Source organism: Labrenzia sp. R5_0, assembly GCF_017743835.1.
Taxonomy (GTDB): domain Bacteria; phylum Pseudomonadota; class Alphaproteobacteria; order Rhizobiales; family Stappiaceae; genus Roseibium; species Roseibium algicola.
Window position 1 is genome coordinate 131,031 of sequence record NZ_JAGHRK010000005.1, and the last position, 25,649, is coordinate 156,679.

Genomic DNA, 25,649 nt, shown 5'->3' on the forward strand with positions numbered 1-25,649 from the left:
GGGGCCTTTAAAGGACTTTCTCATCGCCGAGAATGCTTCCTCACAAGCCAGATTTGTCAGATCGCCGATCTCGCGTTGACCGCAATCTCATAAACCGACGTGGTTGCGGTGATCAGCAACCGGTTGCCGCGCATGCCACCGAAACACAGGTTGGAGACGACTTCCGGCACCAGGATCTTCCCGAGCCGGGTCCCGTCGGGGTGGAAACAGTGGATGCCGTCGGACGCCGAACTCCAAAGATTGCCGGCGATATCAACCCGCATTCCATCGGGAAGGCCCCGGTCAATCGTGGCAAAAACATCGTCCGACAGGATCCTGCCGGTATCGTCCAGTTTGAAGGAGCGGATGACGGAGGGAACCCCGGCATCATGACTGGAACCGGATTCCGCCACGTAGAGAACGCTCTCGTCCGCTGAAAAGGCCAGACCGTTCGGCTGGGTGAAGTCGGTGATCATTGCCTCGACCTCCCCCGTCGTCGGATCAACGCGGAAGACATTGCGGGCCGCCTGCTCCGGCTCTGCCGTGTAGCCTTCATAATCGCTCAGGATGCCGTAGGTCGGATCGGAGAACCAGATTGCACCGGTCGACTGGACAATCACGTCATTCGGTGAATTGAGACGTTTTCCCTGGTAGCTGTCTGCAATCACGGTGCGGGTGCCGTCCAGCTCGGTCCGGGTAACGGAACGGGTTCCATGCTGACAGGACACCAGCCTGCCCTGACGATCCCGGGTGTTGCCGTTGGAATAATCCGAGGGCTGGCGGTAGGTGCTGACCTGGCCATCGAGTGTCAGCCGCATCATCCGGTTTGCGGGAATATCGGAAAAAAACAGGTGCTGGTGATCGGCAAACCAGACGGGCCCTTCTGTCCATTCAAAGCCGGTCGCAAGTTGGCGCAGCCTGGCGTTCTTCTGGATCAGGTTCCTGAACCGGGGATCGTCGATCTGATAGGGAGAAGAGAAACTGTTCATGTGGGTCTGCCCTTTCCGGATGCGGCAGCGACGATGCCAATGATGATGGCGCCGGTCATGATCAGGCGCACGCCTGCGCCGAAGCCGTAGGAATTCAACATCGAGACGACCAGGAACATCAGCAGCGCCCCACCCCAGATGCCCGGAACATTCGAATTGCCGCCTGCGATGGAGCAGCCTCCGATCACGACGACGGCGATGGAAATCAGGAGATATTCCGTGCCCATGTTCAGCGCGGCACCTCCTGAAAAGCTCGCCAGAAGGTATCCGGTGAACGCGGCCAGGACGGCGGACGCGATATAGGTGACCGCACGGACCGTCTCCACCGGGATCCCGCTCAGCCGGGCCGCGCGCGTGTTCTGCCCGAATGCGGACACCCAGCGTCCGAAGATCGAGCGTTCCAGAACCACCCAGCTCAACAGCGCAATCAACACGCCGATGATCGTCAGGTTTGGCAGGCCGGCGATGGCACCGGTCGAAAAATCCGCGAGCGCCTCGGGCGGTTTGATCCTGAGGCCGCGGTTCCACCAGATCGCCAGCGACTGATAAAGGAACGACGCTGAAAGGGTCGCAATGATTGGCGGGATCCGCAAAAGCCGGATCAAAAGGTAATTGAATGTGCCCGCGCCGATACCGACGGCAAGCGCGACGGCCAGCCCCGGCAAGATGAGATTTGCCGCGCCGTCCATGAACTTGAGCGACAGCGTGCCGGCCAGCGTCATGGTCGCAGGGATAGACAGATCGACATTGCCCGGCCCCAGCGTAATGACGAACATCTGGCCAAGCCCGACAATGGCCGAGAAGGAGGCAAAGGTCAGCGCCGCGGAAAGAAGCTCCCCTCCGCCGCGCCCTTCCGTCAGCGAAAGGGTTGCGAAATAGGCGATGGCACTGGCCGCGAATGCCCAGAACCAGGGTCTTCTGGGGATGGCGAGAACTGCCGAAAGACGGGAGTTATCCATTTTCGGCTCCCTTCCATTTCCGGCTACGGCGCGAAAAGATCAGCCGCACCGCCAGCACAAGGATGAGGATCGCGCCTTGGGCGCCGATCTGCCAGTCCGGCGACAGGCGCATGAACGAGAGGAAGCTTCCGGCGAGCGCGAGTGTCAACGCACCGAGAACCGCACCGACAGGCGAGACCCGGCCGCCAGTGAACTCTCCTCCCCCCAGGATCACTCCGGCGATGGAGAGCAACGTGTAGCGCAGCGCGATATTGGCATCGGCCGACGTTGTCAGTCCGACGAGGCAGATACCGGCCAGGACCCCGAAGAAGCCGGCAAGCGCATAGGCGCCCGCCTTCAGTTTCGTGACCGACCAGCCGGAGCGGGCGACCGCCTGGGCGTTGCCGCCGACGGCCCGCAGAAGCGTGCCTGTCGAGGATCGCATGATCAAAAGGTGCGTCAGACCGGCGATGAGGATGCAGGCCACCACCGCCATCGGCACCAGTGGGGGTTTGACGGTCATCACCGTCCGGATCCATGTCGGCGCCGCACCACCCGGCGATGGCAGCAGCAGAACCGCCAAGCCTCCCCAGACGAATGACATGCCGAGCGTGACCACAATCGCTGGAAGCTGGCGAATGTGAATGAGCGCGCCGATGGCCGCATAGGCGAGGATCGATGCCAGCAGGATAGCCGCACCGACGAGCGGCGCATCGTTCAGGAAGGTTGCCGTAACACAGGCGACGAAGCTGACGAACGTCCCGACCGACAGGTCGATGTCGTTGACCATGATGATCATCATCTGCGCGATGGTTGCCAATGCGATCGGCACCGCGAGATTGAAGAGCAGGTTCAGGCCGAAGTAGCTCATTGCCCGGGGTTGAAGGTAAAAGACGGCCACCAGCAGCACAGTCAGGGACAGGACCGGAAGCAGAATGCGGTACTTTCCGTTCATGCGCCGGCCCCCTGCATCTGGAAGGATGCGGCCAGAATGTTTTCTTCCGTGATGCCGTCCCCGGTCAATTCCGCTGATATCTGCCCGTTCCGGAACACAAACACCCGGTCACACTGGCAGACTTCATCCGTTTCCGTCGAGTACCACAGGAAGGTGCGCCCGCTGGCGGCTTCCGTTCGGATCATGTCGTAAGCTTCCTGTTTGGTGCCGACATCGACACCGCGCATCGGGTCGTCCATCACCACGATCGGGGCGGATGAGGCCAGTGCGCGGGCGAAAAGAACTTTCTGCTGATTGCCACCGGACAGGGACAGGATGAGATTTCCCAGATTGTCGGTCCGAATACCGATGCGTTTCTTCCAGTCTGCGCCCAGCGCCTGTTCAGCAATCCTGTCGACCAACCCTCGCCGGGTCAGGCTTGGCAGGTGTGTCAGCGTGAGATTTCGAAGGATCGACCAGAGCGGCATGACCCCGTCCCGGCCGCGGTCACCGGCAACGAAGGCCGCTTCAGGATCCTTCACCCGCGTGAGTTTCCCCGACCGGGACATGAAGAACCGCGCCAAAGCTTCTGCCTGCCCATGCCCGGCAAGACCCGCCAGGCCAACGATTTCCCCTTTGCGGGCACTGAGCCCTTCCGGCGTCTTCAGCACTTCTTCGCCGATGCGCTGGCTGCTTTCGACCGCCGCCCGGGCGACGGCCTTCTCGTTTGCCACATGTCCCATGGCATCGATCAGGCCCTGCTGGGTAAATTCGGACGCCGGTCTGCTGGCGATGATCTTGCCGTCCTTCATCACGTCGATCCGTGAAGCGACTTCGAAAACCTCGCCCAGCATGTGCGAAATGAAAATGACCGCACCGCCCTTGGCGCAGAAGCGACGGACATGTTCGAGCAGTTGCCGGGCGATCGAGGCATCAAGGGACGATGTCGGCTCGTCAAGGATGACGAGACGCGGCGGTGTAGGGCCACCTGCAAATCCGGCAGCGATCTCGACCATCTGACGTTCCGCCAGGGTCAGGTCGCCGACGATCATGCCCGGTTCGATCCTGTGTCCGGGAAAGATTTCGTCGAGAGCACCGGCAATCCGCCCGGCAGCCGTTTTGCGCCAGCCAAACCCTGTCAGATCACGATGTGGAACTCTCAGATTTTCCAGAACGGACAGGTTTGGGCATAAGGAGAGTTCCTGAAAAACACTGCGGATACCGCAGGCACGCGCACGTGCTGCACCCGTTCCTTTTCTGCCGTCCTCATGCCCGTAACGGACTTTTCCGTCCGTTGGCGTCAGTCCGCCATTGATCACGTTGACGGCTGTCGATTTGCCCGCACCGTTGTGACCCATCAGACCGACACATTCGCCGGGACTGACGGTCAGACTGACCCCGTCGAGCGCGCGCACTGCACCGAAGTGAACGCACGCGCCCGAAAGGGCAACCAACGGGACATCCGGCTTCGGCCTGCCGGCGCCAGTTGCCACTTCCAATTCCGTCTCTCCCTTAGTTGGCAGCTGAAATGACGGACTTGGCGTCTTCCTGACTGTATTCGACGTTCGCCACCGAACCGGCAGGTGTAGCGGCAAGCGTCTCGTCAAGCGTTTCCTGGGTGACTTTCAGGAAAGGGACCGTGAGATCCTTGGGCACTTCGGCACCATCTAGCACCTGCTGGGCGACCCAGAAGGCAAGCGTGCCAACACCCGGGGCAATGGAAAGAGACAGGGTCTCGTAGCCGCTTTCGTCACGCGCTTCGGCCCACCATTTCATTTCGTCCTGGCGGTTGCCCATCACGATGATCGGCATGTCGCGGCCGGCCGCCTTGATCGCCTGGGCTGCCCCGTAGCCATCGCCGCCCTGGGTCACGACCCCGACGATCTCCGGCAAGCTCGGCAAGACGCCTGCAACTGCCTTCTGGGCAACGTCCTGCGCCCAGTCGCCGTGGACCGACCCGACGATCTTGAACTTCGGAAATTCCGTCACGCCCTGCTCGATACCTGCGTGGATTTCATCGTCCACGAAAACCCCGGCCAGACCGCGGATTTCAAGAAGGTTGCCGCCATCCGGCAGGCGTCCGGCGAGATACTCGACCTGCTGACGGCCCATTTCCTTGAAATCGACCGCAATGCGCCATGCGCAGGGCTCGGTGACGATACCGTCGAACGAGACGACAGTGATGCCGGCGTCGCAGGCTTCCTTGATCGCGCCGTTGAGGGCGGTTGGCGAAGCTGCGTTGACCACAATCGCGTCGTAGCCCTGCAGGATCATGTTCTGAATCTGAGCGGCCTGTTCGGTTGCCTGGTTTTCGGACGTGGTGAATGCATCGGCCGAGGCGACCAAGCCGTCTTCAACAGCCTTGTCGCCGACCTTGGCCCAGCTTTCAAGCATGGCCTGACGCCATGAATTGCCGGCATAATTGTTGGAAAGGGCAATACGTTTATCCGCGGTATCCGCTACAGCGTGACCCGGCAGGGTGACCGCAACAAGTGCGACCGCCCCCAAGAGCTTGGCTTTGGTGTTCATGTTTCCTCCCTGACGCCAGCAGGCGTCTTTGATAACGGGACACAGTTCTCCCAACGCATCCCGCACTCAGATTGCTGACGTTAAGGAAATGCGTAAAGCGGAAGAAACGCATCACGGTTGCGGGTTCCCGCAACCGTGATGCACTTGAGCGCGCAACAGATGGGTTGCCGACGCAAGCCCTGTACCGCACACTGGCATGCAATAAACGGGAGGAGCTTGTTGTTGCCATGCGACAGGAAGCCAATGAAAACCAGGAGGTGTCGGAGCCGACGGCTCTCGTCTCTCTCTTACGCATTTCCAGTCATCTTGCGGGCCAGGTCGAAATCCGGGCTGCCCTGAGATCGGTGAAGGCCGAGATCGAGAACCTGCTTCCGATCGATCACCTGGACGTCTGCCTGGTGGACGACAAAAACACCTGGAACACCAGTTACGAAGTCGGCATGAAGACGCGCTGGAGCCTGTCACGCACGCCTGTCGCCATCTCGCCCGTTCGCAGCATCCTGCTCGGGGAGACGGATTACATGCTCACCGGCAACGCCATGGAAGACAAGCGCTACACCTATGAGGGTGCGCTGGCCCAACCGATCATCAAGCACAAGCTGCGCAGCCGGGTGAATGTCGCCATGAAGGTGCTTGGCCGCACCATCGGCGCGCTGAACTGCTCCTCCTGCACGGCGGACATCTACGACGAGGCAACAGTTGTGCGCGTCAGGCAGATTGCCGATGTGCTTGCCCCCTATTTCTATTCCCTTCGCGCGAACGAAAAGGCCAAGCGCGCAGCCGTCGTCCGCGCGGAAGCCCAGGCTCGCGAGGAAGGCCTGCGGCAAGGCGCACTGGAACTGACCCGGGTTCTGGAACAGGAACGCCAGCGCATCGGCATGGATCTGCATGACCAGACCCTTGCCGATCTGACCCGGATCATGCGCGATGTCGAGAAGATGGATACGGCCTCCGACAAAGCCCGGGTGATCGGCAGCATACAGCACTGCATCGGCGACCTTCGCCGGATCATCGATACTGCCGTACCAACGATCCTGGACCTGTTCGGCTTTGCACACGCCTTGCGAATACATCTGGAGCGCGCGGTGGAGGACGTTTCGTCCACCTTCCTTGAAGCTGCGGACGAGACGGACGGATTGATCGATACCCTGGATCCCACCATCCGGATTGCCCTGTTTCGCATTGCCCAGGAAGCCATCAACAATGCCGCTCGCCACTCCGGAGCCGACCAGATAAGTGTCTCCGTGAAGCGTGTGAAATCCGGCCTGCAAATGACAATCAGGGACAATGGCAAAGGGCTTCCCGGTTCCCGTCTCGGCCGGCAAACCAGCAAGGCAACAGGAGGCATTGCCCATATGCGCACACGGGCAAGGCTGATCGCCGCGGACTTCGGCATGTCGAGCAAGGAAGGCACGACCATCACGGTGAAGCTGCCGATGACCTGCGCCCCGTGTCAGGAAACCGCACCACAGACGGGTGAGGAAGAGCTGGCATGAAGGTGCTTCTGGTAGAAGACGATCAATTCCATGCCGGGTATCTGAGCGAAGCCCTGCAACTGGCCTTGCCGGACGTCGAGGACATCTTCCACGCGACCAACGGCCTGGAGGGCGAGCAGTTGGCACGCAGGCATTCCATCCAGTCGGTGGTGATGGATCTTCAGATGAAGGAACGCAACGGCATCGACGCCGCCCGAACGATCTGGCGCGAACGCCCCCAGACCCGCATCCTGTTCTGGTCGAACTATTCGGACGAGGCGTACCTGCGCGGCATTGCCCGGATCGTGCCCCAGGAAACGTCCTACGGATATGTTCTGAAGACGGCAACACAGGAGCGGCTCCACCTGGCGCTGCGCGGTGTTTTTCTGGAGTCCCAGATCGTGGTGGACCAGGAAATCCACCGGGTTCAGCAGCGCCACATCCGGACACACGACACGCTTACGGACAGCGAATATGCCGTTCTCCTGGACATGGCTCTCGGCCTGTCGGACAAGGTCATTGCCGTTCGGCAGGGACTGTCGCTTCGCACCGTCCAGAACCGCCTGCTCTCGCTTTATGACAAGCTGGGCGTGGACAATCTCGAAACGGTACCTGCCGATTTTGCGATCAACAAACGGACACGTGCCATTACACGCGCCCTGAACCTGCGTGCCATAAACGCCGAAAGCCTGGAAAGCGCCGAGCGCGACCTGCAGAAGTGGCTGGACAGCCATACCGAGCAGATCGAAAAGGCCCGTTGACGCTTCAGCCCGATTGCCACACACCACCCGGCATCCAGATCCGTCAAAGACGCTTCTCGACGCTGTAATTATGTATGTCGACATCGCCGATCTTCAGGTCGCGACGATGCCGACGTTCAAAGCCCTGCTTCAAAAATACAGGCAGTGCCGTCTCGCTTGCCTCCGAATAAAGACGACCCAGACCCCGTTGCCTCGCCGCGCCTTCAAGCGCCCTGATCAGGCTTGAACCAACACCACGGCCAGCCGCACCTGGATCAACGTAGAGGAACTGGATATGACCATCCTCTTCGAGGTCGGAAAATCCGATGACCCGCGCTTCGTGATCTACCGCCACAAGCGCGAGCCTTCCATCCCCATAGGCCGTTTCCATCATATCACCCGTCGGTGCAATGGAGAGCCAGGCAGACCGCTGGATTTCTGAGTAGTCGGTCCTGGCAATCTGATCGACCGCGCCTTGATAGATGGCGGCAAGGGCATCACCGTCGCCTGGCTCAAATGCCCTGATCTGGTAGGTCTTGTCAGTCATCGGCCCAGTGGATCTTTCGAGGTTGGCGGAGGGCGTGAATCAGCGCACCAGTAACGTGATGGCCTCTACGTGAAGCAGCAGGCCATCCGTTTGATCGATCAGCCACGAGCAGTCAACAAAGCGGCCTTCGCCACTGCAATCATGTTCTGGATAATTTAGCCCTGCATTTCCTGACCTCGTCGAACCTCGAGTACCTCGGTCTTTCCAGCCAGCACAAGCTTGACCTTATGATCCAGTGGCTGAAGGCTCCTGGTGACACTTGAAAGGCCGCGTACGGAACCAATGACTGTTCATGGCTGGACGGCAAGCAGCCTTCGGTTCTGGTCGCGTGCGATCTCGATTTCGGTGCCGATCCAGGCCAGCAGATCGCGATATCCTTCCGTGTCTGCATAGGCAGCCGTCGTCACCAGCCAGTATTTTGCCTTCGAGGCGACCGGCTTACCGACGACTTCCAGAAACCCTGCCTCGATGTCGTTTTCGATCAGTAGTGTCCTGCCGAGCGCTACACCCATGCCACTGATGGCGGCCTGGATCGCGAGGTCGGCTCTGGCAAAGGAAGCCGCAGGTTTTGGAGGTGACTCCGGCCAGTTGTGGCCCTTGAAATAGTCGGTCCAGCTGAAGCCCGTTCCGTCTGTCCCGCCGGACCTGTCTGCAAGCAGAGCCGGTGCCCCCCTGCCGGGAACCATTTGCCCCTTCAACAAGCCGGGCCGCGCAACGGGCACAAGTTGCGCAGTCATGAGCGCTTCGGCGTGGAACCCGGGATAAGGGCCTGTCCCGTAGCGGATCGCCGCCTGGGCCTCACCGGTGTGAAGGTCGATAAGCCTGTCTTCCACATCGACCACAAGGTCAAGACCGGCCTCCTGCGCGCGCTGCAGGGCCGGAACGATCCATTTCATGGCAACGGAGGACGATACGGACAGACGTATGGTCCTGGACGTCTTCACATCCGCTATCCGCGACAGTGCACTGCCCCAGATCTCCTGACAGCGCTGCGCGGCATCACAAACGATCCGCCCTGCTTCGGTCGGAACGATGCGCCGGGTCGTTCGCTCGAAAAGCCGAAGGCCGAGCGCAGCCTCCAGAGACTTGATGCGATGGCTGACCGCCGACTGCTCCAGCCCGACCGCGACGGCTGCCCGGGAGAAGTTCCCTTCTTCTGCAATAGCGTGCAGCAGCTGTGCATTCAGCAAAAGACGGTTTTGCAGTTCGTCTCGCTCATTCATGAAATTCAATCATGTATTCAGGCATTGAATGAGCAATACGACGACATCATTCTTGTGTCCAGTCAATGATTGATAGGTGCATGAAATGAATGAAACGAGAGAAATTGTCGCCCGCATTGTGAACGGGTTTGTTACGCGCCGGAACGGTTCGGAAGCCTTTGGCGGAAATCCGGCCGGCGTCATCCTCGATGCCGATGGCTTGTCAGAAGCGGACATGTTGACCGTTGCGGGAAAGATCGGACTCTCAGAGACAGCCTTCGTGTCGAAATCAGCGAAAGAAGGGTTCAAGCTGGACTTCTTCACGCCAAACAGGCGGATAGCCCATTGTGGCCATGCAACGATAGCGACCTTCAGCTACATGGCAGAACTGGGCCGGGTTCGGGAGGGTGTCACCTCAAAGGAAACCGTCGATGGTCCGCGCAAGATCGTCATCAAGAACGGCGCGGCATACATGGAACAGCTCGCCCCGACTTATGAACGGAGCCCAGCCTGGGCCGAGCGCGGTGTCAGCGAAGCCGACGTGCTGGCTTCGCTCGGTCTGAAGGCAGACCAGCTGGATGAGCGCCTGCGCCCTGTCCTCGTGAACACAGGCAACAGTTTCATCGTCGTCGCTGTACGCGATGCCGACGTCCTGAAGCAGATCGTACCGGACCAGTCGAGGGTCAATGACATCAGCAACAAGCTGGACCTGATCGGCTACTACGTTTTCACGACCGATCGAAACGCCACGCAGGCCGACGCCACCACCCGCATGTTTGCACCGCGCTATGCAATTGACGAAGAATCTGCCACAGGCATGGCCGCTGGCCCCCTCGCCTGTGTGCTGCACGACCTGCTTCACGAAAGGAAATCACGGTTCGTCATTGAACAGGGCCACTTCATGACCCCGGCTTCCCCCAGTGTCATTACCGTGGATCTTGACCTTGAAGATGGCAGGATTACCGGCCTTATGGCGGGTGGCTATGGATCCGTCATGGAGGAAATGACCGTCACGATCTGACGGCATGAAACTTAAAAGCCTGGAGGTCTGCGTTGGCGGGCCTCCAGAGACGTACGGTGATGGCAGGATCAGTTGAAGCTCATGTCCAGCAGGCGCGAAAAGAAATTCTGGGCTTTTTCGTTGCCGGGTTTGTCCTTTTCAAGCCGGACAGGCAGAAATTCGAGCACGATCTGCCGCGAAGACTGTTTGCCGATGAAGCAGGTGCGAATGCGGTAGTGCCGCTTGAGTCCGATGTGACTTTGAACCTGCCACACACGGCCAGCGTCCCAGCCGACCTTGTCGAGAACAAGGGTCAGATCACGAACGTCATTCGCGCTCATGAGCGTGTCGGATAGCCGTTCGGTTCCTATTTGTTTTGCGGACAAGCCCAACTCGCCGCGCCCGGCCTTGTTGGCGTATTTGATGCGGCGAGTATCCAGATCGGCAACCAGAATTGGGGTTGGAACCGCATCCAGAACTTCATTGGCGGATATTTCCACTGAATTGGCAGCAAGTTCCCCTGCAAAGATGATACCGCCGTTCGGATCATCGAGCGCCATCGGATGCAGATCGTAAAGAACTTCAACAGGATCGCCTACCGTCTGAGGCAGCTTGAGCGTTCCTTTGGACGCAAGGCGGCTTCGCAACATCTCGGCAAATGAGCCGGCGAGCTTCTTGCCTATGTAATTGGGGATCGTTCTTGCATCTCGGCCGACAACCTGTTTGGCGTTACTTATGCCGAACAGCTTCAGAAACTGGCGATTGGCCGACTGAACCACCCCCTTGTTGTCCGTAATGAGGACAGCACTGGCGTTCGAGATAAAGACGTTGGACAGGTTTTGCAGAATGTCCGGCAATTCCGCGTTGACCGGCGCTTCCGGCGCACACTCCTTCATCAGCCCTATGATCAGAAACGCCGGTTTGCCGGAAATGCGAGAAGCCACCAGGTCGTAGGACTTGTGACCGCCATCCGTTTTCATGGTGACACGAGTGGTCTGCGACAGACCGTGTTCCACCGCATTGGAAATCACCTTGAGGAAGCGGGTTCTGTCACGCTGGATGTAGTATTGAAGCGCCCTTTGAATGGACAGCTTTGCAAGGCGATAACCTCTGACAGAGGTCGGATCCGACCTTTGCCAGCACAACTCTTCCGCAACCGGATCGTAGGCCCAGTAGGAAACACCCATCGCAGTCAGGATCGCGCTTGTTTCCGGATTGGGAACCAGCTGACGCATGGACCGAATAAGAATGTTGACTTCTGTAGACATGCTGCGTCTTCGTCATTAGCGCCAACTTGCACTCAAGTATTGAGCACGTCAAAGCTGAAAAAAGCCTGAATCCGCATTTCTAAACCGGGTCTATTTAATCGAAAAAGTTCTGCACTCGTGAAGATTTAATCCAGTACGACCACGCTGTCAGTTCTACCCCCTCTACCCTGCGTCAAGCTGCAGGACAAAGCGGGTTTTCGACAAACATTCAGCGCCATTTCTTCTGTAGAACTCAGTTGCCTGACGGTTCCAGTCCGGCGTCTGCCATTCAAGCCGAACGCACCCGGCAGAATGCGCTTCTTCACGCACCTTCAAGAACAGTATCTGGCCGACGCCCCTGCCGCGATATTCCTTCGCAACGAAAAGGCAATCGAGATGCCCATAGCACGCTCCGGACCAGAGCGAATAGTCTGTCGTCAACGCGGCATATCCAGCGATCTGATCTGATTCAGCGACAAGGATCCGAACCGGTGGCGCCTCGACCTGCAGCAGTCGTTCCAACACGTTCTGTTCTATGGACGCTCTCCCGCCCTCATACTGTGCATGATCTCGGATCAGCCGAAGAAGTTGCGGGATGTCCTCCGGCCGCGCGGTCCGAACCATCATTGCCCGGCTCGCAGCATGCACACGGCAATTCCGTAGGGGCATTTAACAACGCAAACCTGTTTTGAAACTGGGGGCATTTGAAGTTCCGCGTTCAATGTCGACCCGCAGATGTGGCGGAACCCCGTCTGGGAAGCAATCGGGTTCCAGGACTAAATACGTAAAAATCGTGCCATGATTTCCGGTTGCCCGAACCCTGGGAGGGCCACACCCCTTTCAAATAATACTTAAGTACTCCCACGAATTGAGAACGTTCCCAATCACCGGTAAAAAAGATGCAAGTTTCAAGTGCTCCCATCGCCCAAAACCAAGAACACCGCCCTTGAAGCTGCTTACGACAATAAAAACGGTGTGCCAAAAATGTCTTTAAACATAAGAATTCTTGAGCCATTGGAAACAAGCAGCTGCACAACGCTCGAAGACTTGCAGGAAAAAGGGTACTCACTCTCCAGTTATTGCAAGTCTTGCAATGACCTTAACTCTCTGGAAATTGATTATTGGATCCAGACGCTTGGAAGAGCGTTTCCGCTCTACCTCGTCAGCACCAAAATCAATCTGTTCGCGATTGACCAATGTCATCCCGAGACGAGGGTCTGCTGCCTTTCGAGAAGCGCGGAAAACGCCTAGACGCAATTTCTTCTTCCGGCGGCGGTCAATAGCACCGCCGGAGCGAGGTCAGCGTTTTACGAGAACACCGCTTGCAAGCGCTCACACCAAAAGAGCGCTTGCGCCTACCTGATACGTCATCACGTACCTTTCGTATCACCGTTGGTGGTTTCGGCTGCAGCGTGAGTTTCCTCGCTCTGTTCAACGCTCTTCTTGAGAGCACCCAGCATGCTGGCTGCATAAGCAGCGTAGGGACCGATCCAGCGCTCGTGAACTGCTTGAATTGGCAGTGCGTCCAGGTGGTTCCACCGTTCCCGCCCTCGGCGTTCGACCACCACCAGCCCTGCTTTTTCCAGAACCTTCAGATGCTGCATGACTGTGCAGCGGTCTATCTGCGGCAGCGCCTCGCAAAGGTGGCCGGTGGTTAGCGGACCCTTCTTCAAAAGGTCAAGCATGTGCCTGCGCGCCCTGTGGCCAAGCGCCTTGAAAAGCGCGTCATCCTGATCATCTGTTGACATGTTATATTTTTATAACATAATAACTCGCAAGGCAACAAGGAACAGGGCCATGGAACTGAAATTCACAGTCGGCGGGAGGATTTCTAAACCCGTCGCGGAGGTGTTTGAGGCTGTCGTCGACCCGGCACAGCTTTCGGAATTCTTCACGACCGGAGGAGCTCGAGGCCGCATCGAAGCGGGTGCGGAGGTGACCTGGGACTTTCATGACTTTCCCGGTGCTTTCCCTGTTCTGGTGCAGGAGGTGGTGCCGAACGAAAAAGTCGTTCTGCAGTGGGAGGCAGGAGATGACGCCCGCACCTGGACCACCGTGACCATCACGTTTCAGGAGCTGGAAGACGGACGCACCTATGTCCGCATCAACGAATTTGGCTGGCCCGGAACCGAAACGGGTCTGAAGTCCTGTCTCGGCAACTGCGAAGGCTGGACGGGTATGCTCTGCGCCATGAAGGTCTGGCTCGAAAACGGCATCAGGCTACGCGACGGTTTTTACAAATAGGCAACACGCATTGAAAGGGAATTGGAAATGGAACCGGGCAAGAACATCGCGATCAAGGTGCCGCTGTATCGGTGGGACGAAACCGTAGCCTTCTACCGGGACAAGATCGGATTGCAGGTGACGCGTGAACTCAAGGACAGCACCGGCTTCTCGTTTGGCCCCATGACATTGTGGATCGACCGCGTGCCGCATCAAAGCCAGACGGACGTCTGGATAGAACTGTTCGATGAGGATCCCACGAATGCCCTTGCGGCTTTGGGATCTCCCAAACGCGACGAACTGGAGCCGCTGACCGATGTCACCGGCCATTGGACATGCGATCCGGCAGGAACCGTCATATTGCTTCGGAAAGGTTCCTGAACTGCCTGGCGTTCCTTATCGGACGTTCCAAGATTGGCAACAGCGACCAGAGCCAGGACGCCAATCGCCGGTTTTCAGCCTCCGCTCAGCTGCAAAATGGAGCGCAATCTCTTTGATGCTGGGCGCCCAATTTCAACGACATTGTTCCCATTCGAGAAATGAATGCTGCTGCGTCCGCTAGCGTGCCAATTGACGCGCTGGATCTGTGCGCAGTTCACGATAGTGGAACGATCCAGCCGGTGAAAAGGCGGTGCTGGAAGCCTGGTTTCGAAAACGCGCAGGAGGCCATTGGCGAGGTGTTGCTGACCGTTTTCCAGATAGACGCGGGTATAGTCCCCTTCCGCCCGCAGAAAGGCAACTGCATCGTGGGACACCAGGATCGACGCTGAACTGGTCTTGAATTGAAGCCGACCCTGCGCTGTGACCAAGGTTGGGGACACATTGTTATCCGGAGTGGACGGAACCGGCGGCAGTCTTTCTCGCAGACGACCAATCGCTGTTTCCAGCCGCTCGGGCTTGACCGGTTTCACAAGGAAATCGAGTGCGGCCACATCAAAGGCGTCGATCGCATATAGATCGTATGCACTGACGACGATCACGAAGGTTTCGGGCGGCAGGTCCGTTGCAAGGTCAAGACCCTTGCCGTTGGTCAGTTCCACATCAAGGAAAACCGCATCCGGGCGGACCTCATGCATCACTTGCCGGGCAGACTCGAGGTCCCCCGCTTCACCACTCACAGCAATGTCGGGAAATTCGGCAAGCATTCGCCTGAGGCCGCGCCTGGCGGAAGGTTCGTCGTCAACCAGAACTACACGGAGCATGCCGGACCTTTAAGCAAGATGCGTGCAACGACCATGCCTTGCCCCTCACACAGGCTGAACTCGTGCATTTCCGGATAGTAGAGCTGCAGGCGTTTTCTGAGGTTGGCATGACCGATCGATTTCCGTGTCGGGTCCGTTTCCGAAATCTTCCCTGAATTAGTGACCGAAACCTCGACCTCATCCTTGCCGAGACGGCTGACAGAGACGTGAATGTCGATACGGTTCGACTGATGCTTCAACCCGTGCTTGACCGCATTTTCCACGAGCCCCTGCAGAATCATGTGGGGAACGATCATGTCCCTGACGGTTTCATCGACGCTGACGGTGCATTGAAGCTTGTCTTCAAACCGGATTTCCTGGATGCGCAGATAGGCGTTCATCGCCTCCACTTCTTCCGACAGCGGACAGAGGTCCCGGCGCTGCTGGTTCAGGCAATAGCGCAGGTAACCTGCAATTTCCCTCACCATTTCAAGCGCGGTGTCGGGCCGTTCGTGAATTTCCGAAGCGACGGAATTGAGCGCATTGAACAGGAAGTGAGGCGCCAGTTGCAGCCGCAGCTGTTCCAGTTCGGAACGCATGGCCTCCGCAAGCGCCTCGCTGCGCCGCAACCGCGCGATTCGCGCCTCGTAATCGGACCTAAGGCAGAAATAGGCCAGCATCCAGCCCAGCAGAACCGAAGTGTAATAAACGACCGGCGTCAGAGGCGTGTTGAAGGGCAGAGCTTCAGGAAAAAGCAGATCGCGCAGAAACCAGGCTAGATACATCTGCAAGGTGCCGCACGCGAGCGAAAACGCTGCCGCCCCCAGGAACACCGGAATCGTGATCAGCCGCTGGACGTTCCGGAGAACATAGTGATGCGCTGCGCTCGTCAGCAGAAAGCCGACCAGATCCATCGAAAGGGTCAACGTGAACGCAAGCCGGAAATCGGAGAACGTCACCACCCGGGCGAAAAAGCCATAAACGGCTATGAACAACCAGCCGCCGATCTGAAGTTTCCAGAAGAGATGCTCGGTCTCTGGCTGCAGGCGCTCCTCGTGATGAGACTTACTGACGGCGTGCACGCGGACGTCTTCTTCTGGAGTGGAGACAGTCCTGCGTGTCGTCGCCGGAACGGCTTCATCTAAAAGCATGTTACAAGCAATCTCGTACTGGAAAGGTAACTTTCAATATAGGACCGCTCCTGCGGCACGGCCCACAATTTCATCGATGATTTCAGCTGGTTCATCGAATTTGCAGTGAAACCCGCTGCCCTGCAACCATAGTTATTCCTGACGAGGAAGAGCAAAAAGTTCCGTCTCAAAACTTTTTAAGCCAATTGTTTCAGGGATAAGAAAATGGGCCTCGGCCTTACAACCGAAGGAAAAGACCAGGTCTCCCGTCCTTCGGTCAGAAAAAACATTCGCGTGAAATCGCTGCTGCTGTCCACCGCATCCGTTGCAAGCCTGTGCCTTTCAGCCCCCGCCCTGGCGGATTCCCTGTGTGACGATTCCGGCGATCCATGGGTTTGCACCTTCAATTCCGGCACGGAGGTCACCGACGTCAATCTGACTGCAACGGGTGCATCCGCTGGCGCCCAGGCCCCTGGCATCACGATCCAGAATTACGGCCAGCAGCATATGGTTATCCCAACCAGCAAGGGCATCTATGCAAACTGGTATGTCGAGTCCAGAGGGGCGGCAGGCGAGGACTCCGGCGCAGCCGGCGCTGGCGGAACAGTTACAATCGTCAATCAGTCAAATATCGATATCAGCGTGTCGGAAGTCAGCCAATTTGCAATGGGCATCTTCGCCCAATCCAGCGGCGGCGAAGGCGATCAATCCAACGGAGATAACAATTCGAACGGCGGCGCAGGCGGCAACGGTGGCTCGGTTCAGGTTACCAACAACGGCCTTGCAAGCTATACCGCCATTGGTTACGCCAATTTCGGATTTGCTATTTTCGTTGCCGAAAGCAACGGCGGAACAGGAGGCAACCAGAACAACAGCGTCCTGTCCGACCAATATGGCGGCAAGGGCGGTGACGGCGGCAGCGTCACCGTCAACAACACCGCCCCGAGCAGCTTCACCGTCGGTTCGAGCAGCAACCGTTTTCAGGGGCTTGGAGAAGGCGGCGGATTCATCGCCAGATCCTTTGGCGGCAGAGGCGGCGATAACAACGGCAATGCCGGTGCTGGTGGAACAGTCACGATCAACAACGCCATGAACGGCGACATCTACTGGGATGTCACCACGGCTGGGGGCGACGGCCTGTTCGTTCTCTATGGGTTAAGCGAAGGCGGCGCCGGGACCGCCTCGACTGACAACAGCGACGACGGCGGCGATGGCGGCAACGGCGGCAACGTCTCGATCACCAACTCAGCCAGGCTCGTCCTCGATGTTACCGGCGGCAGCTACGAACCGAGCGCAGCAATCGGCGCAAAAAGCCTCGGCGGCAAGGGTGGCACCGGCCCCACCAAGGATCATAGCGGCGGCGATGGCGGTACGGCAGGATCCGTGTCGGTATCTCTTCAAGACGGAAAATCCATCGAGACAAGTGGCGCTAATGTGTACGGCGTGCTGGCACAGAGTATCGGCGGTGAAGGCGGAGACGGCGGCGACGGCACGGCTCTCGCCGGCACCGGTGGCGGCGGCGGTTTCGGCGGCGATGCCGGCGCGGTTTCCGTCACTGTCTCAGGCGATACCAGTATTGAGACAAGCGGCGCTTTTTCCGCAGCCATCGCGCTGCACTCCATCGGCGGCGGCGGCGGAACGGGGAGCGATTTTCAGAGTGTTCTCGGCGGTCAGAGCGGCAACGGCGGCAATGGCGGCGATGCCGGAAACGTCACCCTTTCGCTTGGCAATGCGACAGTCTCAACGGCAGCAGACCATGCCTTCGGTGTCGTCGCGCAGTCGATCGCAGGAAGTGGCGGAACCGGCGGGATCGATGCCTCAACCCTGGTTGGACTGGGCGGCGATGGCGCCGGTGGAGGCGCAGCCGGTACCGTAACGGTCAACTCAAGCGCGGACATCACGACCAACGGCTTCAACTCGCTCGGCATCATCGCCCAATCCATTGGCGGTGGCGGCGGAGCCGCGGGATCTTCCAGCGGGTTTGTCAGCGTTGGCGGCAGCGCTGCCGGATCGACAACGTCCAACGGAAGTTACGTCGGCGTTTCGAATACGCAGAAGGTCACGACCAAAGGCGACTCCTCTACCGGAATCCTTGCGCAATCGATTGGCGGTGGCGGTGGCTCGGGTGGCGATGCCACCGGCACTGTCGGCGTAGGCGGCCAGGGCTCAGCGGGCGGAACTGGCGGAACGGTCGCCATTCCGAACATCGGAACCATCGTCACCTCCGGCGGCTATTCTCCTGGAGCCATCTTCCAGTCTGTTGGCGGCGGTGGCGGCAACGGCGGCAGCGTGCAAACCCTGTCGACCATCGCCTCCATCGGCGTCGGCGGTTCCGCCGACCTCGGTGGTGACGGCGGCGAGGTCTGCGTCGACAACACCGGCGGATGCGTTTACTCCGACCTTCCCTCACTTCTGGCTGCCACAAGCAACGGCAACGCGCACATCACCACAACCGGCGTATTCGCACCGGGGCTGATCGCCCAGTCCATCGGCGGCGGCGGCGGCAACGGCGGCAGCGTCAAGAATTTCAGTGTCCTTTCGTTCCTCGCCTTCCAGATGGGTGGCAGCGGCGGCGATGGCGGTGACGGGGGAACCGTTTCCCTGACCCAGAACCAGTTTTACGCAGCGACTTCCGGCGCTCAGTCGACAGCTGTCCTCGCACAGTCCATCGGTGGTGGTGGGGGCACGGGCGGCAGCGCCAATTACTTTGACGCGACCATCGGCTTCAACGCCGCCTTTGTCCTCGGCGGCAGCGGCGGCGACGGAGGCGACGGGGACGACGTCACAATCGACCTTTCAAGCGGCACCATCGCCACCGGCCTTTCCGCGTCTGCCACCTCCAAATACGCCCCCAACAATGCCACCGGCATTCTGGCCCAGTCCATCGGTGGCGGTGGCGGCAATGGCGGCTCGACATCCGCCGGCGATTTTCTGGTTGCCGCTCCAACCGGCACCGGCGTTCCCCTCGCCTTCAACTATGTGGCAACCGTAGGCGGCAACGGCGGCAATGCGGGAGCCGGCGGCGACGTGACCGTCACCTATGACCAACCCTCCAGGCTCACGACAATCGGCGACGCCTCTCACGGGATCCTTGCTCAATCGGTTGGTGGCGGCGGCGGTAACGGCGGCGATGCCTCCGCGCTGACAGCCACACTTGGCGACAAGGACACTGTGGAATCCACCGCTACCGTTGCTCTGGGCGGCGGCACGGGCAATGTCCTGAGCGACTTCAATTCGGATTATGCGTTTACGACATCCGGTGGCGGCAATGGCGGGGAAGTCAACGTAACCTTGGGAACCTACGGCTCGTCTTCCAATTCAGGCAGCAGTACTGCAACGAAACTCATAAGTCTGGCCCCGGAAAGCACGCTTTTCACTTTTGGTGACGGTGCCCATGGCGTTCTGGCGCAATCAATTGGCGGCGGCGGCGGTAACGGTGGCCTGGGCAACAGCAACGCCTATTCGCAAGGCGGTATCGCTTCGCTGGAAGCGAAGATTTCCCTGGGTGGCCAGGGTGGTTCGGGCGGTGACGGCTCTTCCGTCGAGATCCATAACTTTGCCGGCTACACGGTCCAGACGCAAGGATCGGGTTCCAAGGGTCTGGTCGGGCAGTCCATCGGTGGCGGTGGCGGCAATTCGCAGGGTGGCACCGTCTACCTTGGCGTTGGCGCCGGCAGCGTCTCCGGCAGCATGTCCCTGGGTGTTGGAGCCATTGGCGGCAGCGGCGGCAACGGCGGTACCATCTACGCCGAACAATATGGCCGCATCGAAACCTTCGGCGGCGACTCGGACGGTGTCGTGCTGCAATCCATCGGCGGCGGCGGCGGGATCGGCGGATCGCTCGGCAATGACGCGTCGTCTCACAAGGTTCTTGACGCCATTGGGGCCTTGAAAAAACAGATCAAGCGCCTGTCGGATGCGGGAGCTTCCTATTCGTTCACGGTCGATGTCGGTGGCGGCGGCGGGTCTGGCGGTGACGGCAATCAGGTCAAATATTACCATGATGGCCAGATCATCACGCAAGGTGCCTGGGCGGACGGGGTCGTGCTGCAATCAATTGGCGGCGGCGGCGGTCAGGGTGGCTCGTCCACCGCCAGCGGCAGCGAAGTCAGTGCCTCCATCGACTTTGCCGTCGGCGGCAGGGGCGGCTCCGGCGGGGACGGCGGTGAAGTCGCCGTCTGGCTGGCAGACGGCAACAGCAATTTCATCAACACGGCAGGTTTTGCAGCCACCGGCATGACGATGCAGTCCATCGGTGGCGGTGGCGGCCAGGGTGGCGACGGCTCGGACAACCAGACCGGCACACTGGCGATCGGTGGCGACGGCGGCGGCACAGGTGGTGCAGGCGGCGATGGCGGCCAGGTTCACACCTATGACACCAGCGCGGTAACGATCACCACCAGCGGCAATGATGCTGCTGCCCTGGTTGCCCAGTCAATCGGCGGTGGCGGCGGCACAGGCGGGGTCGGCAGCAGTGCGGAGACAACCCGTGTCGACGGCAGTGAGCTGAGCGTCTCTGTCGGCGGTTCTGGCGGAGTGGCCGGCAATGGCGGCACAATCGATCTGACGATGGACACGTCGATTGCCACCTACGGCAACCGCTCTCATGGCGTTCTGCTCCAGTCCATCGGCGGCGGCGGTGGTTATGGCGTCACCGGTAGCGTAGAAGGCGGGCTTGATCTGGCAATTGGCGGCACGGGCGGTGCGGCAGGCAACGGTGACGCGGTGACGTTCCAGCTAACCGGAGGCGCCGGCATCCAGACCCGCGGCGACGGCGCTTTCGGCCTGGTGGCACAATCCATCGGTGGTGGCGGTGGATTGGCGGGCGATGCGACCGGCGGTTCCATGACCAACGCCACCGCGAACCTGACCTCCGGCGGCGCCAGCGGCAATGGTGGCCAGATCACACTGGATATCGACGCGCCGATCACCGTCACGGGTGACGAGTCCATCGGTATTATCGCTCAGTCCATCGGCGGCGGCGGCGGTATATCCGGAACCGGCACCGGCGGCGTGGCTGGCCTCATGTCAACAGACAGCACGGGAACCGCGGGCGCTATCGATCTGGAAATCGCAAGTCAGGTCTATGCCTCCGGATCGCGTTCGTCGGGTGTCTTTGCGCAAAGCCAGGGCGCTGACGGCAACGGCACAATCGGGATCACGGTTGACGGACAAGGCAACGTCCAGGGGGGCACGGATACGGACGCGGCCGCCATCAGGGTCTCCAACGGGCTCAACAACACGCTGGTTCTGAACGACAATGCCATTGTCCAGTCAGGCGCATCTCGCAACGGCACCGACGACACCGGCTCCTATGCGGTCTGGTATACCGGAACGGGCACGACGGCTGACGGGGCAATCCTCAATGTTACCGTCAACGACACTGCGTCTCTTTACGGGGATGTCGTCCTGACCAATGCCGACGGCGGCAGCGCCGGTACAGTCACCAACAACTCACCCAACACCCTTGCTGACGGCTATCTGTACGATGCAAATGTGGTCAACAACGGCCGCTTCGTATTGGGGCGCGCACGCGACCCCGGCAAGACAGTGATTACCGGCAACTTCAAGCAAAGCGCACAAGGGTTTCTGGTCGCGGACATCGACCTGAACAATTTCGATTCCGATTGGCTGGAAGTGCGCGGCGACGCAACGCTCGCGGGAACACTCGGCCTCAAGACCATCAGCCTTCTTCCGGAAAGGAAGACGAAAGTTCTGTCGGTCGGCGGGTCTGTTACAGGCACCCTCACCCCGCAGGACTCTCTCATCTTCGATTACCTGTTCAATCCGGAAGGCTCCGACTATTATTTCCAGGTAACCGGCGCCGACTTTACCCCCAACGGCAAGGTGAAACTAAACCGGGATCAGAAGGCCGTTGCGGAAAACCTGCAGAATATCTGGGATCGCGGCGGCAACAACATCTTCGGAACACTGTTCGGGGCCATTGCCGACGAGGTCGACAATCAATCCGGAAGCTATGCAGACACCCTGAACCAGCTTCTGCCGCGCACCGGGCTTGCTGCCGTCGTCGAACAGACCTTCGAAATGCTGTCCTTCGGCGACAGCCTGATGAGTTGTCCTGTCTTCGAAGGCGATGGCGCAGGCATAACCGAAGGCTCCTGTGGCTGGGCACGCGCAACCGGCGGAACGGGCCATCGCTCAGCCATCGGCAATTCACCGAGCTATAACGCTAACGCGCTGACCTACCAGCTGGGAGGACAACGGGAAATAGCGTCCGGCTGGTTCATCGGTGGCGCTGCTGCCTTTCAGCAAACATGGATTTCACAGGCCTCCGGAACCGTGAAAGGAGACGGCAAGGCGGGGTATCTCGGGGCAAGCCTGAAGCGGGAGATAGGGGCCTGGACCCTTTCGGCCGCTGCCGCTGGCAGTTACGGAGCCACCAGGTTCGACCGTAACCTGTCGATCTCCGATCTTTCCGAGACGATCTCCAGCTCTCCCGACGTGCTGGCTGGCTCCGTCAGAGCACGGATTGCCCGCACCTTCGCGGCAACCAACGTCTACGTTAAACCTTATGTCGACTTCGACGCTATCTACTCCAGGGTCGGCGACTACCGGGAAAGCGGTGATTACGGACTTGAATTCGACTCCACCGGCCACTGGAATTTTGCCGCAACGCCTTCTATCGAGATCGGAAGCCGCCTGCGCTACAAGGACGGCAAGGACCTGCGTGTATATGGAAAACTCGGTGTGTCGTTCCTGTCCAGTGACCAATGGGAAACAGATGCACGCTTCACCAACCGCGCCGGGGGAACCGGGTCGTTCAAGACGTCTCTCGAACATGAGGATCTGTTTGCCTCGATCGGGGCCGGCCTTCAGCTCACATCCATTGAAGGGGTCGACCTGCGCCTGGAATACAATGGCCGGTTCTCCGAAAATCTGGCCACCAACAGCGGCTCTCTCAGGCTCAGCATTCCGTTTTAAGTTTGGCGTTGGTCGGCAACGTAACCACATATGGCCAATCAGACCACGTCTTCCGCATTTCCAAATCGTGCAAGCAGCAACTCGGCACCGCCGTGTTCCTTAAGGGCATTTTCCAATGCGTTTTCGTAATCCGGTTGCGCGGTTTCAAAATGTGCACGTCCCTTGTCGGTGAGAACGGTGTAGACGCCTCGCTTGTCGTCCGGACAAAGATCACGAACCGTGAAGCCCCCCCGCTCCAGACGCTCGACCATGCGTGATACGGAACTCTGGTTCAGCTGCAGATGGGCAGCCAGTTCCTGCATTCGCAATTCGGAGGTGGGCGATTTGGAGAGGATCTCGAGTGCGCGATAATCCGACAGACCAAGGCCATGCCGGTCTTGCAGGACTTTTGCGAGGTCTGCTTCGACGTTGGCGACCGCGTGGATCAGCCTGAGCCACGAACCACTGCTATTTGACATGATCAATCTGGACCTTCGAGTGTTCTACGCTTGCGTTGAACATTTGTATGCTCATGCAAGCGCAGAAACAAGTAACTGCCATTAGTCGGAAATGCGGCTCATCGCGGCAAAGTTCTGGAAAGGCCGCATGGCTTTGGGCACGGCCAGCTTGGCCACGCGAGGCGACTGCCAGGCCAACGGATCACTGGCAAACAGCCCATAGGAACCTCGATAATCAAAGCCGTGCCTTGCCACTTCATCACGATCGGCGGCAAAGAATACCTGCGAGATGCCTGCATAAAGCGCGCTCATGTAACACATCGCGCAAGGTTCGCCTGACGCAAGCAGAATGGTCCCGTGCAGATGTGGAGTTTTAAGCGTGCGGCAAGCGTCGCGGATCGCATCGACTTCCGCATGCGCGGTCGGATCATGATGATCCCGAACGCGGTTGACACCGCGCCCGATTACTGTGCCATTTCCGTCAACGACAAGAGCGGTGAAGGGAATGCCGCCTTTGTGGACATGATCCACGGAGAAGGCCACGGCCTCCTCCATGAGCTGGTCGAGGAGTTCTGAACGATCCGTCCCCATCAGGCTGTCGCCGCAAGCTTCGGGCTGTCGGCCAACTTCAGCCAGACGACACCTGCGATAATGACACCCAGCCAGACTGCCTGGATCAGCGTCAACGGCTGGTCGAGCAAGAAGCTGCCGAAGACGGCAGCCCCGACCGAGCCGATGCCTGCCCACACCGCATAGCCGATCCCCACGTCGATGGTTCGCAGCGCGGCACTGAGGAAGTAAAGCGTGAGCAGGAAGAAAACGACGGCGGCAATCGACCAGCTCGGAATGGTGAAGGCCTGGCTGCCTCCGACGCTGAGCGCATAGCCGATTTCGAACGCGCTGGCGAGCATCAGCATGCCCCATGCACCGCCATTGCCCTGGGTTTTCTGGAGCGTATCCATGATTTGCTGTTCCTTTTGATCAGAAGAGAATTGGAGGAGATACTTCGTGTTTCAGGTGCTCAGGCAGCACCACTCAGGCGCAGGCCGACAACGCCGCCGATGACGAAGGCAATGCCGAGGCCTTTCTTCCAGTTGAGCTGCTGACCAAAGAACAGCGCCCCCAGGACGACGATCCCGACACCTGAGACGGAGGTCCAGATTGCGTACCCGACACCGACATCGAAGGTGAGGAGCGCAAGGCTCAGGAAGAAGGTGGCGATAGCGCCGCTCACGAGGGTTGCGGCGGTCCACCCGAACCGTGTGAACCCTTTTGCATTTCCGGCACTTATTGCGACCGCGATCTCAAAGATCACGGCGATTCCGAGATAAACCCAACTCATTGGATGTTCCTTTCGTAGATTGAGAGTGTGTGAAGGCGGATGCCTTTAGACTTGGCCGCGTCGATTAACGGGAGCGGCCGCTATTGCCGGGGGCGCTTTCCAACCGGTCGATCGCCTGAAGCAACTCGTCCAGCGGGGGCACTCCCCGGAAAATCTGATCCCCGACCACGATCGTGGGAACCGACGTGATCGCCATGTCTTCGCGGGCGTGGCGCAGTGCTTCACGGTGACGTTTGCGATAGGCCCCGCTTTCGAGAGCCTGCCGGGCTTCATCCGGGTCGATCCCCGCTTCCGCAGCCAATGCGACAAGAACCTCGGGATCGCCGATGTCGCGATCCTCCTGGAAGAAGGCGCGCAATATCCGCATCGAATAGGGATGATCCAACCCCTGATCCTGTGCCAGGGCCAGAAGCTCGAAAGCCTTGTTGGTGCGTGGCTGAGGCGAAATCGACGGCAGCTTGATTGGCACCTGAAGGCTTTCCGCAAGCGGATAAACCGACCGGTTCCAGATCGCCGGAAGGTAAGGATCCTCGGGCTTCAGCGTTGGCACCGGGTCGGGCCGCAATTCATGGGCTCGCCAGGATATCGGGATCTTCCTGTCACCGATCGCCGTCGTCACGACCTGTTCTGCGAGCAGGCAAAAGGGACAGACGTAGTCGGTGTAAACTGTAACGGCACTCATCAGGTAGGCTTTCATTTTATTTGTATGTGCATGCAATATAGTTAGAGCCTCGCCATCGTCAATATATTTGCATGCGCATGCATGTTTATTTTTGCCTTACGAGTGAAAAGGTCTCTTCTTGTTGCCGCTGCC

General features: G+C 59.2%; 23 protein-coding genes and 1 pseudogene. 6 read left to right on the forward strand and 18 right to left on the reverse strand.

From position 1 onward, the window contains the following. Window positions 1–56 precede the first annotated feature (56 nt). Genes J7447_RS24045 through J7447_RS24065 form a run of 5 tightly spaced genes read right to left on the reverse strand, consistent with a single transcriptional unit; the run spans window position 57 to window position 5,369 of the window. On the reverse strand, window positions 57–968 hold the full coding sequence (locus J7447_RS24045; RefSeq protein ID WP_209171171.1) for an SMP-30/gluconolactonase/LRE family protein: 912 nt from the start codon (window positions 966–968) through the stop codon (window positions 57–59). After that, entirely contained in the window at window positions 965–1,927 is a 963-nt protein-coding gene (locus J7447_RS24050; RefSeq protein ID WP_209171172.1) for an ABC transporter permease, read from the reverse strand. The genes J7447_RS24045 and J7447_RS24050 overlap by 4 nt, the downstream gene beginning before the upstream one ends. Next, window positions 1,920–2,861 carry an ABC transporter permease gene (locus J7447_RS24055; RefSeq protein WP_168693599.1) on the reverse strand — a complete coding sequence of 314 codons (942 nt, stop codon included), beginning with the start codon at window positions 2,859–2,861 and terminating at the stop codon, window positions 1,920–1,922. Before J7447_RS24055 ends, J7447_RS24050 begins: the two co-directional genes overlap by 8 nt. Then, a complete protein-coding gene (locus tag J7447_RS24060; protein ID WP_286189525.1) occupies window positions 2,858–4,339 on the reverse strand; it encodes a sugar ABC transporter ATP-binding protein in 1,482 nt (493 codons plus the stop codon). The genes J7447_RS24055 and J7447_RS24060 overlap by 4 nt, the downstream gene beginning before the upstream one ends. A gap of 13 nt (window positions 4,340–4,352) precedes the next feature. Then, window positions 4,353–5,369 (reverse strand): ABC transporter substrate-binding protein, encoded by a 1,017-nt coding sequence (locus J7447_RS24065; RefSeq protein ID WP_209171173.1) that lies wholly within the window; start codon window positions 5,367–5,369, stop codon window positions 4,353–4,355. Window positions 5,370–5,596: 227 nt separating this feature from the next. On the opposite strand from J7447_RS24065, the gene J7447_RS24070 reads away from it, so the two are divergent. Together J7447_RS24070 and J7447_RS24075 are read left to right on the forward strand one after the other, a co-directional pair. Further along, window positions 5,597–6,865, forward strand: a complete 1,269-nt coding sequence (locus J7447_RS24070) for a sensor histidine kinase (RefSeq protein WP_209171174.1) — start codon at window positions 5,597–5,599, stop codon at window positions 6,863–6,865. Next, window positions 6,862–7,605 carry a response regulator transcription factor gene (locus J7447_RS24075; protein WP_023001516.1) on the forward strand — a complete coding sequence of 248 codons (744 nt, stop codon included), beginning with the start codon at window positions 6,862–6,864 and terminating at the stop codon, window positions 7,603–7,605. Before J7447_RS24070 ends, J7447_RS24075 begins: the two co-directional genes overlap by 4 nt. Window positions 7,606–7,648: 43 nt before the next feature. On the opposite strand, the gene J7447_RS24080 is transcribed toward J7447_RS24075, so the two are convergent. Together J7447_RS24080 and J7447_RS24085 are read right to left on the reverse strand one after the other, a co-directional pair. Continuing rightward, a complete protein-coding gene (locus J7447_RS24080) occupies window positions 7,649–8,131 on the reverse strand; it encodes a GNAT family N-acetyltransferase (protein ID WP_209171175.1) in 483 nt (160 codons plus the stop codon). Window positions 8,132–8,421: 290 nt separating this feature from the next. Next, a complete protein-coding gene (locus J7447_RS24085) occupies window positions 8,422–9,354 on the reverse strand; it encodes a LysR family transcriptional regulator (RefSeq protein ID WP_209171176.1) in 933 nt (310 codons plus the stop codon). A gap of 85 nt (window positions 9,355–9,439) precedes the next feature. Between J7447_RS24085 and J7447_RS24090 the strand changes: the two genes are divergently transcribed. Beyond that, window positions 9,440–10,354: a PhzF family phenazine biosynthesis protein gene (locus J7447_RS24090; RefSeq protein WP_209171177.1), complete on the forward strand. Its 915-nt coding sequence runs from the start codon at window positions 9,440–9,442 to the stop codon at window positions 10,352–10,354. A gap of 68 nt (window positions 10,355–10,422) precedes the next feature. Here J7447_RS24090 and J7447_RS24095 read toward each other — a convergent pair whose 3' ends face one another. The 3 genes from J7447_RS24095 to J7447_RS24105 form a co-directional block, all read right to left on the reverse strand. After that, window positions 10,423–11,601: a PAS domain-containing protein gene (locus J7447_RS24095; protein WP_081713180.1), complete on the reverse strand. Its 1,179-nt coding sequence runs from the start codon at window positions 11,599–11,601 to the stop codon at window positions 10,423–10,425. Window positions 11,602–11,763: 162 nt separating this feature from the next. Further along, window positions 11,764–12,105, reverse strand: coding sequence for a GNAT family N-acetyltransferase (locus tag J7447_RS24100; RefSeq protein ID WP_209171178.1), 342 nt, complete (start codon window positions 12,103–12,105; stop codon window positions 11,764–11,766). A gap of 845 nt (window positions 12,106–12,950) precedes the next feature. Continuing rightward, a complete protein-coding gene (locus tag J7447_RS24105) occupies window positions 12,951–13,328 on the reverse strand; it encodes a metalloregulator ArsR/SmtB family transcription factor (RefSeq protein WP_209171179.1) in 378 nt (125 codons plus the stop codon). A 49-nt stretch (window positions 13,329–13,377) separates the two neighbouring features. Here J7447_RS24105 and J7447_RS24110 point away from each other — a divergent pair, with 49 nt between their 5' ends. Together J7447_RS24110 and J7447_RS24115 are read left to right on the forward strand one after the other, a co-directional pair. Next, a complete protein-coding gene (locus J7447_RS24110; protein WP_075281832.1) occupies window positions 13,378–13,824 on the forward strand; it encodes an SRPBCC family protein in 447 nt (148 codons plus the stop codon). Between the two features lie 27 nt (window positions 13,825–13,851). Further along, window positions 13,852–14,184, forward strand: a complete 333-nt coding sequence (locus tag J7447_RS24115) for a VOC family protein (RefSeq protein ID WP_152512188.1) — start codon at window positions 13,852–13,854, stop codon at window positions 14,182–14,184. Window positions 14,185–14,258: 74 nt separating this feature from the next. On the opposite strand, the gene J7447_RS24120 is transcribed toward J7447_RS24115, so the two are convergent. Both J7447_RS24120 and J7447_RS24125 read right to left on the reverse strand, forming a co-directional pair. Further along, a complete protein-coding gene (locus J7447_RS24120) occupies window positions 14,259–15,005 on the reverse strand; it encodes a LytTR family DNA-binding domain-containing protein (RefSeq protein WP_168687741.1) in 747 nt (248 codons plus the stop codon). Beyond that, window positions 14,993–16,135 carry a histidine kinase gene (locus J7447_RS24125; RefSeq protein WP_209171180.1) on the reverse strand — a complete coding sequence of 381 codons (1,143 nt, stop codon included), beginning with the start codon at window positions 16,133–16,135 and terminating at the stop codon, window positions 14,993–14,995. Before J7447_RS24125 ends, J7447_RS24120 begins: the two co-directional genes overlap by 13 nt. A gap of 204 nt (window positions 16,136–16,339) precedes the next feature. Between J7447_RS24125 and J7447_RS24130 the strand changes: the two genes are divergently transcribed. After that, window positions 16,340–23,056 (forward strand): autotransporter outer membrane beta-barrel domain-containing protein, encoded by a 6,717-nt coding sequence (locus tag J7447_RS24130; protein ID WP_209171181.1) that lies wholly within the window; start codon window positions 16,340–16,342, stop codon window positions 23,054–23,056. Window positions 23,057–23,094: 38 nt separating this feature from the next. Here the strand turns inward: J7447_RS24130 and J7447_RS24135 are convergent, their stop codons facing one another. The 6 genes and pseudogenes from J7447_RS24135 to J7447_RS24155 all read right to left on the reverse strand — a co-directional run bounded on the left by J7447_RS24135 (window position 23,095) and on the right by J7447_RS24155 (window position 25,517). Further along, window positions 23,095–23,514, reverse strand: a complete 420-nt coding sequence (locus J7447_RS24135) for a MarR family transcriptional regulator (protein ID WP_031269552.1) — start codon at window positions 23,512–23,514, stop codon at window positions 23,095–23,097. Window positions 23,515–23,595: 81 nt separating this feature from the next. Next, window positions 23,596–23,805, reverse strand: a complete 210-nt coding sequence (locus J7447_RS31385; RefSeq protein ID WP_235814959.1) for a hypothetical protein — start codon at window positions 23,803–23,805, stop codon at window positions 23,596–23,598. A 9-nt stretch (window positions 23,806–23,814) separates the two neighbouring features. After that, a pseudogene (locus tag J7447_RS31390) lies at window positions 23,815–24,084 on the reverse strand (deaminase); the annotation flags it as partial. After that, entirely contained in the window at window positions 24,084–24,455 is a 372-nt protein-coding gene (locus tag J7447_RS24145) for a multidrug efflux SMR transporter (RefSeq protein WP_055660707.1), read from the reverse strand. The pseudogene J7447_RS31390 and the gene J7447_RS24145, both read right to left, overlap by 1 nt. Before the next feature lie 59 nt (window positions 24,456–24,514). Continuing rightward, the gene (locus tag J7447_RS24150) at window positions 24,515–24,835 is read right to left on the reverse strand and encodes a multidrug efflux SMR transporter (protein WP_023001532.1); all 321 of its coding nucleotides are present in this window, start codon (window positions 24,833–24,835) and stop codon (window positions 24,515–24,517) included. Between the two features lie 64 nt (window positions 24,836–24,899). Then, a complete protein-coding gene (locus J7447_RS24155) occupies window positions 24,900–25,517 on the reverse strand; it encodes a DsbA family oxidoreductase (protein ID WP_209171183.1) in 618 nt (205 codons plus the stop codon). Between the last annotated feature and the right edge of the window lie 132 nt (window positions 25,518–25,649).

Bases quoted from the DNA above. Each gene is read 5' to 3' on its own strand.
- J7447_RS24120 (WP_168687741.1), bottom strand. From the start codon at position 15,005: ATGCTCCGTGTAGTTCTGGTTGACGACGAACCTTCCGCCAGGCGCGGC.
- J7447_RS24065 (WP_209171173.1), bottom strand. From the start codon at position 5,369: ATGAACACCAAAGCCAAGCTCTTGGGGGCGGTCGCACTTGTTGCGGTC.
- J7447_RS24145 (WP_055660707.1), bottom strand. From the start codon at position 24,455: ATGGATACGCTCCAGAAAACCCAGGGCAATGGCGGTGCATGGGGCATG.
- J7447_RS24075 (WP_023001516.1), top strand. From the start codon at position 6,862: ATGAAGGTGCTTCTGGTAGAAGACGATCAATTCCATGCCGGGTATCTG.
- J7447_RS24135 (WP_031269552.1), bottom strand. From the start codon at position 23,514: ATGTCAAATAGCAGTGGTTCGTGGCTCAGGCTGATCCACGCGGTCGCC.
- J7447_RS24085 (WP_209171176.1), bottom strand. From the start codon at position 9,354: ATGAATGAGCGAGACGAACTGCAAAACCGTCTTTTGCTGAATGCACAG.
- J7447_RS24055 (WP_168693599.1), bottom strand. From the start codon at position 2,861: ATGAACGGAAAGTACCGCATTCTGCTTCCGGTCCTGTCCCTGACTGTG.
- J7447_RS31385 (WP_235814959.1), bottom strand. From the start codon at position 23,805: ATGAGCGCGCTTTATGCAGGCATCTCGCAGGTATTCTTTGCCGCCGAT.
- J7447_RS24080 (WP_209171175.1), bottom strand. From the start codon at position 8,131: ATGACTGACAAGACCTACCAGATCAGGGCATTTGAGCCAGGCGACGGT.
- J7447_RS24150 (WP_023001532.1), bottom strand. From the start codon at position 24,835: ATGAGTTGGGTTTATCTCGGAATCGCCGTGATCTTTGAGATCGCGGTC.
- J7447_RS24045 (WP_209171171.1), bottom strand. From the start codon at position 968: ATGAACAGTTTCTCTTCTCCCTATCAGATCGACGATCCCCGGTTCAGG.
- J7447_RS24095 (WP_081713180.1), bottom strand. From the start codon at position 11,601: ATGTCTACAGAAGTCAACATTCTTATTCGGTCCATGCGTCAGCTGGTT.
- J7447_RS24125 (WP_209171180.1), bottom strand. From the start codon at position 16,135: ATGCTTTTAGATGAAGCCGTTCCGGCGACGACACGCAGGACTGTCTCC.
- J7447_RS24090 (WP_209171177.1), top strand. From the start codon at position 9,440: ATGAATGAAACGAGAGAAATTGTCGCCCGCATTGTGAACGGGTTTGTT.
- J7447_RS24115 (WP_152512188.1), top strand. From the start codon at position 13,852: ATGGAACCGGGCAAGAACATCGCGATCAAGGTGCCGCTGTATCGGTGG.
- J7447_RS24105 (WP_209171179.1), bottom strand. From the start codon at position 13,328: ATGTCAACAGATGATCAGGATGACGCGCTTTTCAAGGCGCTTGGCCAC.
- J7447_RS24070 (WP_209171174.1), top strand. From the start codon at position 5,597: ATGCGACAGGAAGCCAATGAAAACCAGGAGGTGTCGGAGCCGACGGCT.
- J7447_RS24155 (WP_209171183.1), bottom strand. From the start codon at position 25,517: ATGAGTGCCGTTACAGTTTACACCGACTACGTCTGTCCCTTTTGCCTG.
- J7447_RS24110 (WP_075281832.1), top strand. From the start codon at position 13,378: ATGGAACTGAAATTCACAGTCGGCGGGAGGATTTCTAAACCCGTCGCG.
- J7447_RS24050 (WP_209171172.1), bottom strand. From the start codon at position 1,927: ATGGATAACTCCCGTCTTTCGGCAGTTCTCGCCATCCCCAGAAGACCC.
- J7447_RS24130 (WP_209171181.1), top strand. From the start codon at position 16,340: ATGGGCCTCGGCCTTACAACCGAAGGAAAAGACCAGGTCTCCCGTCCT.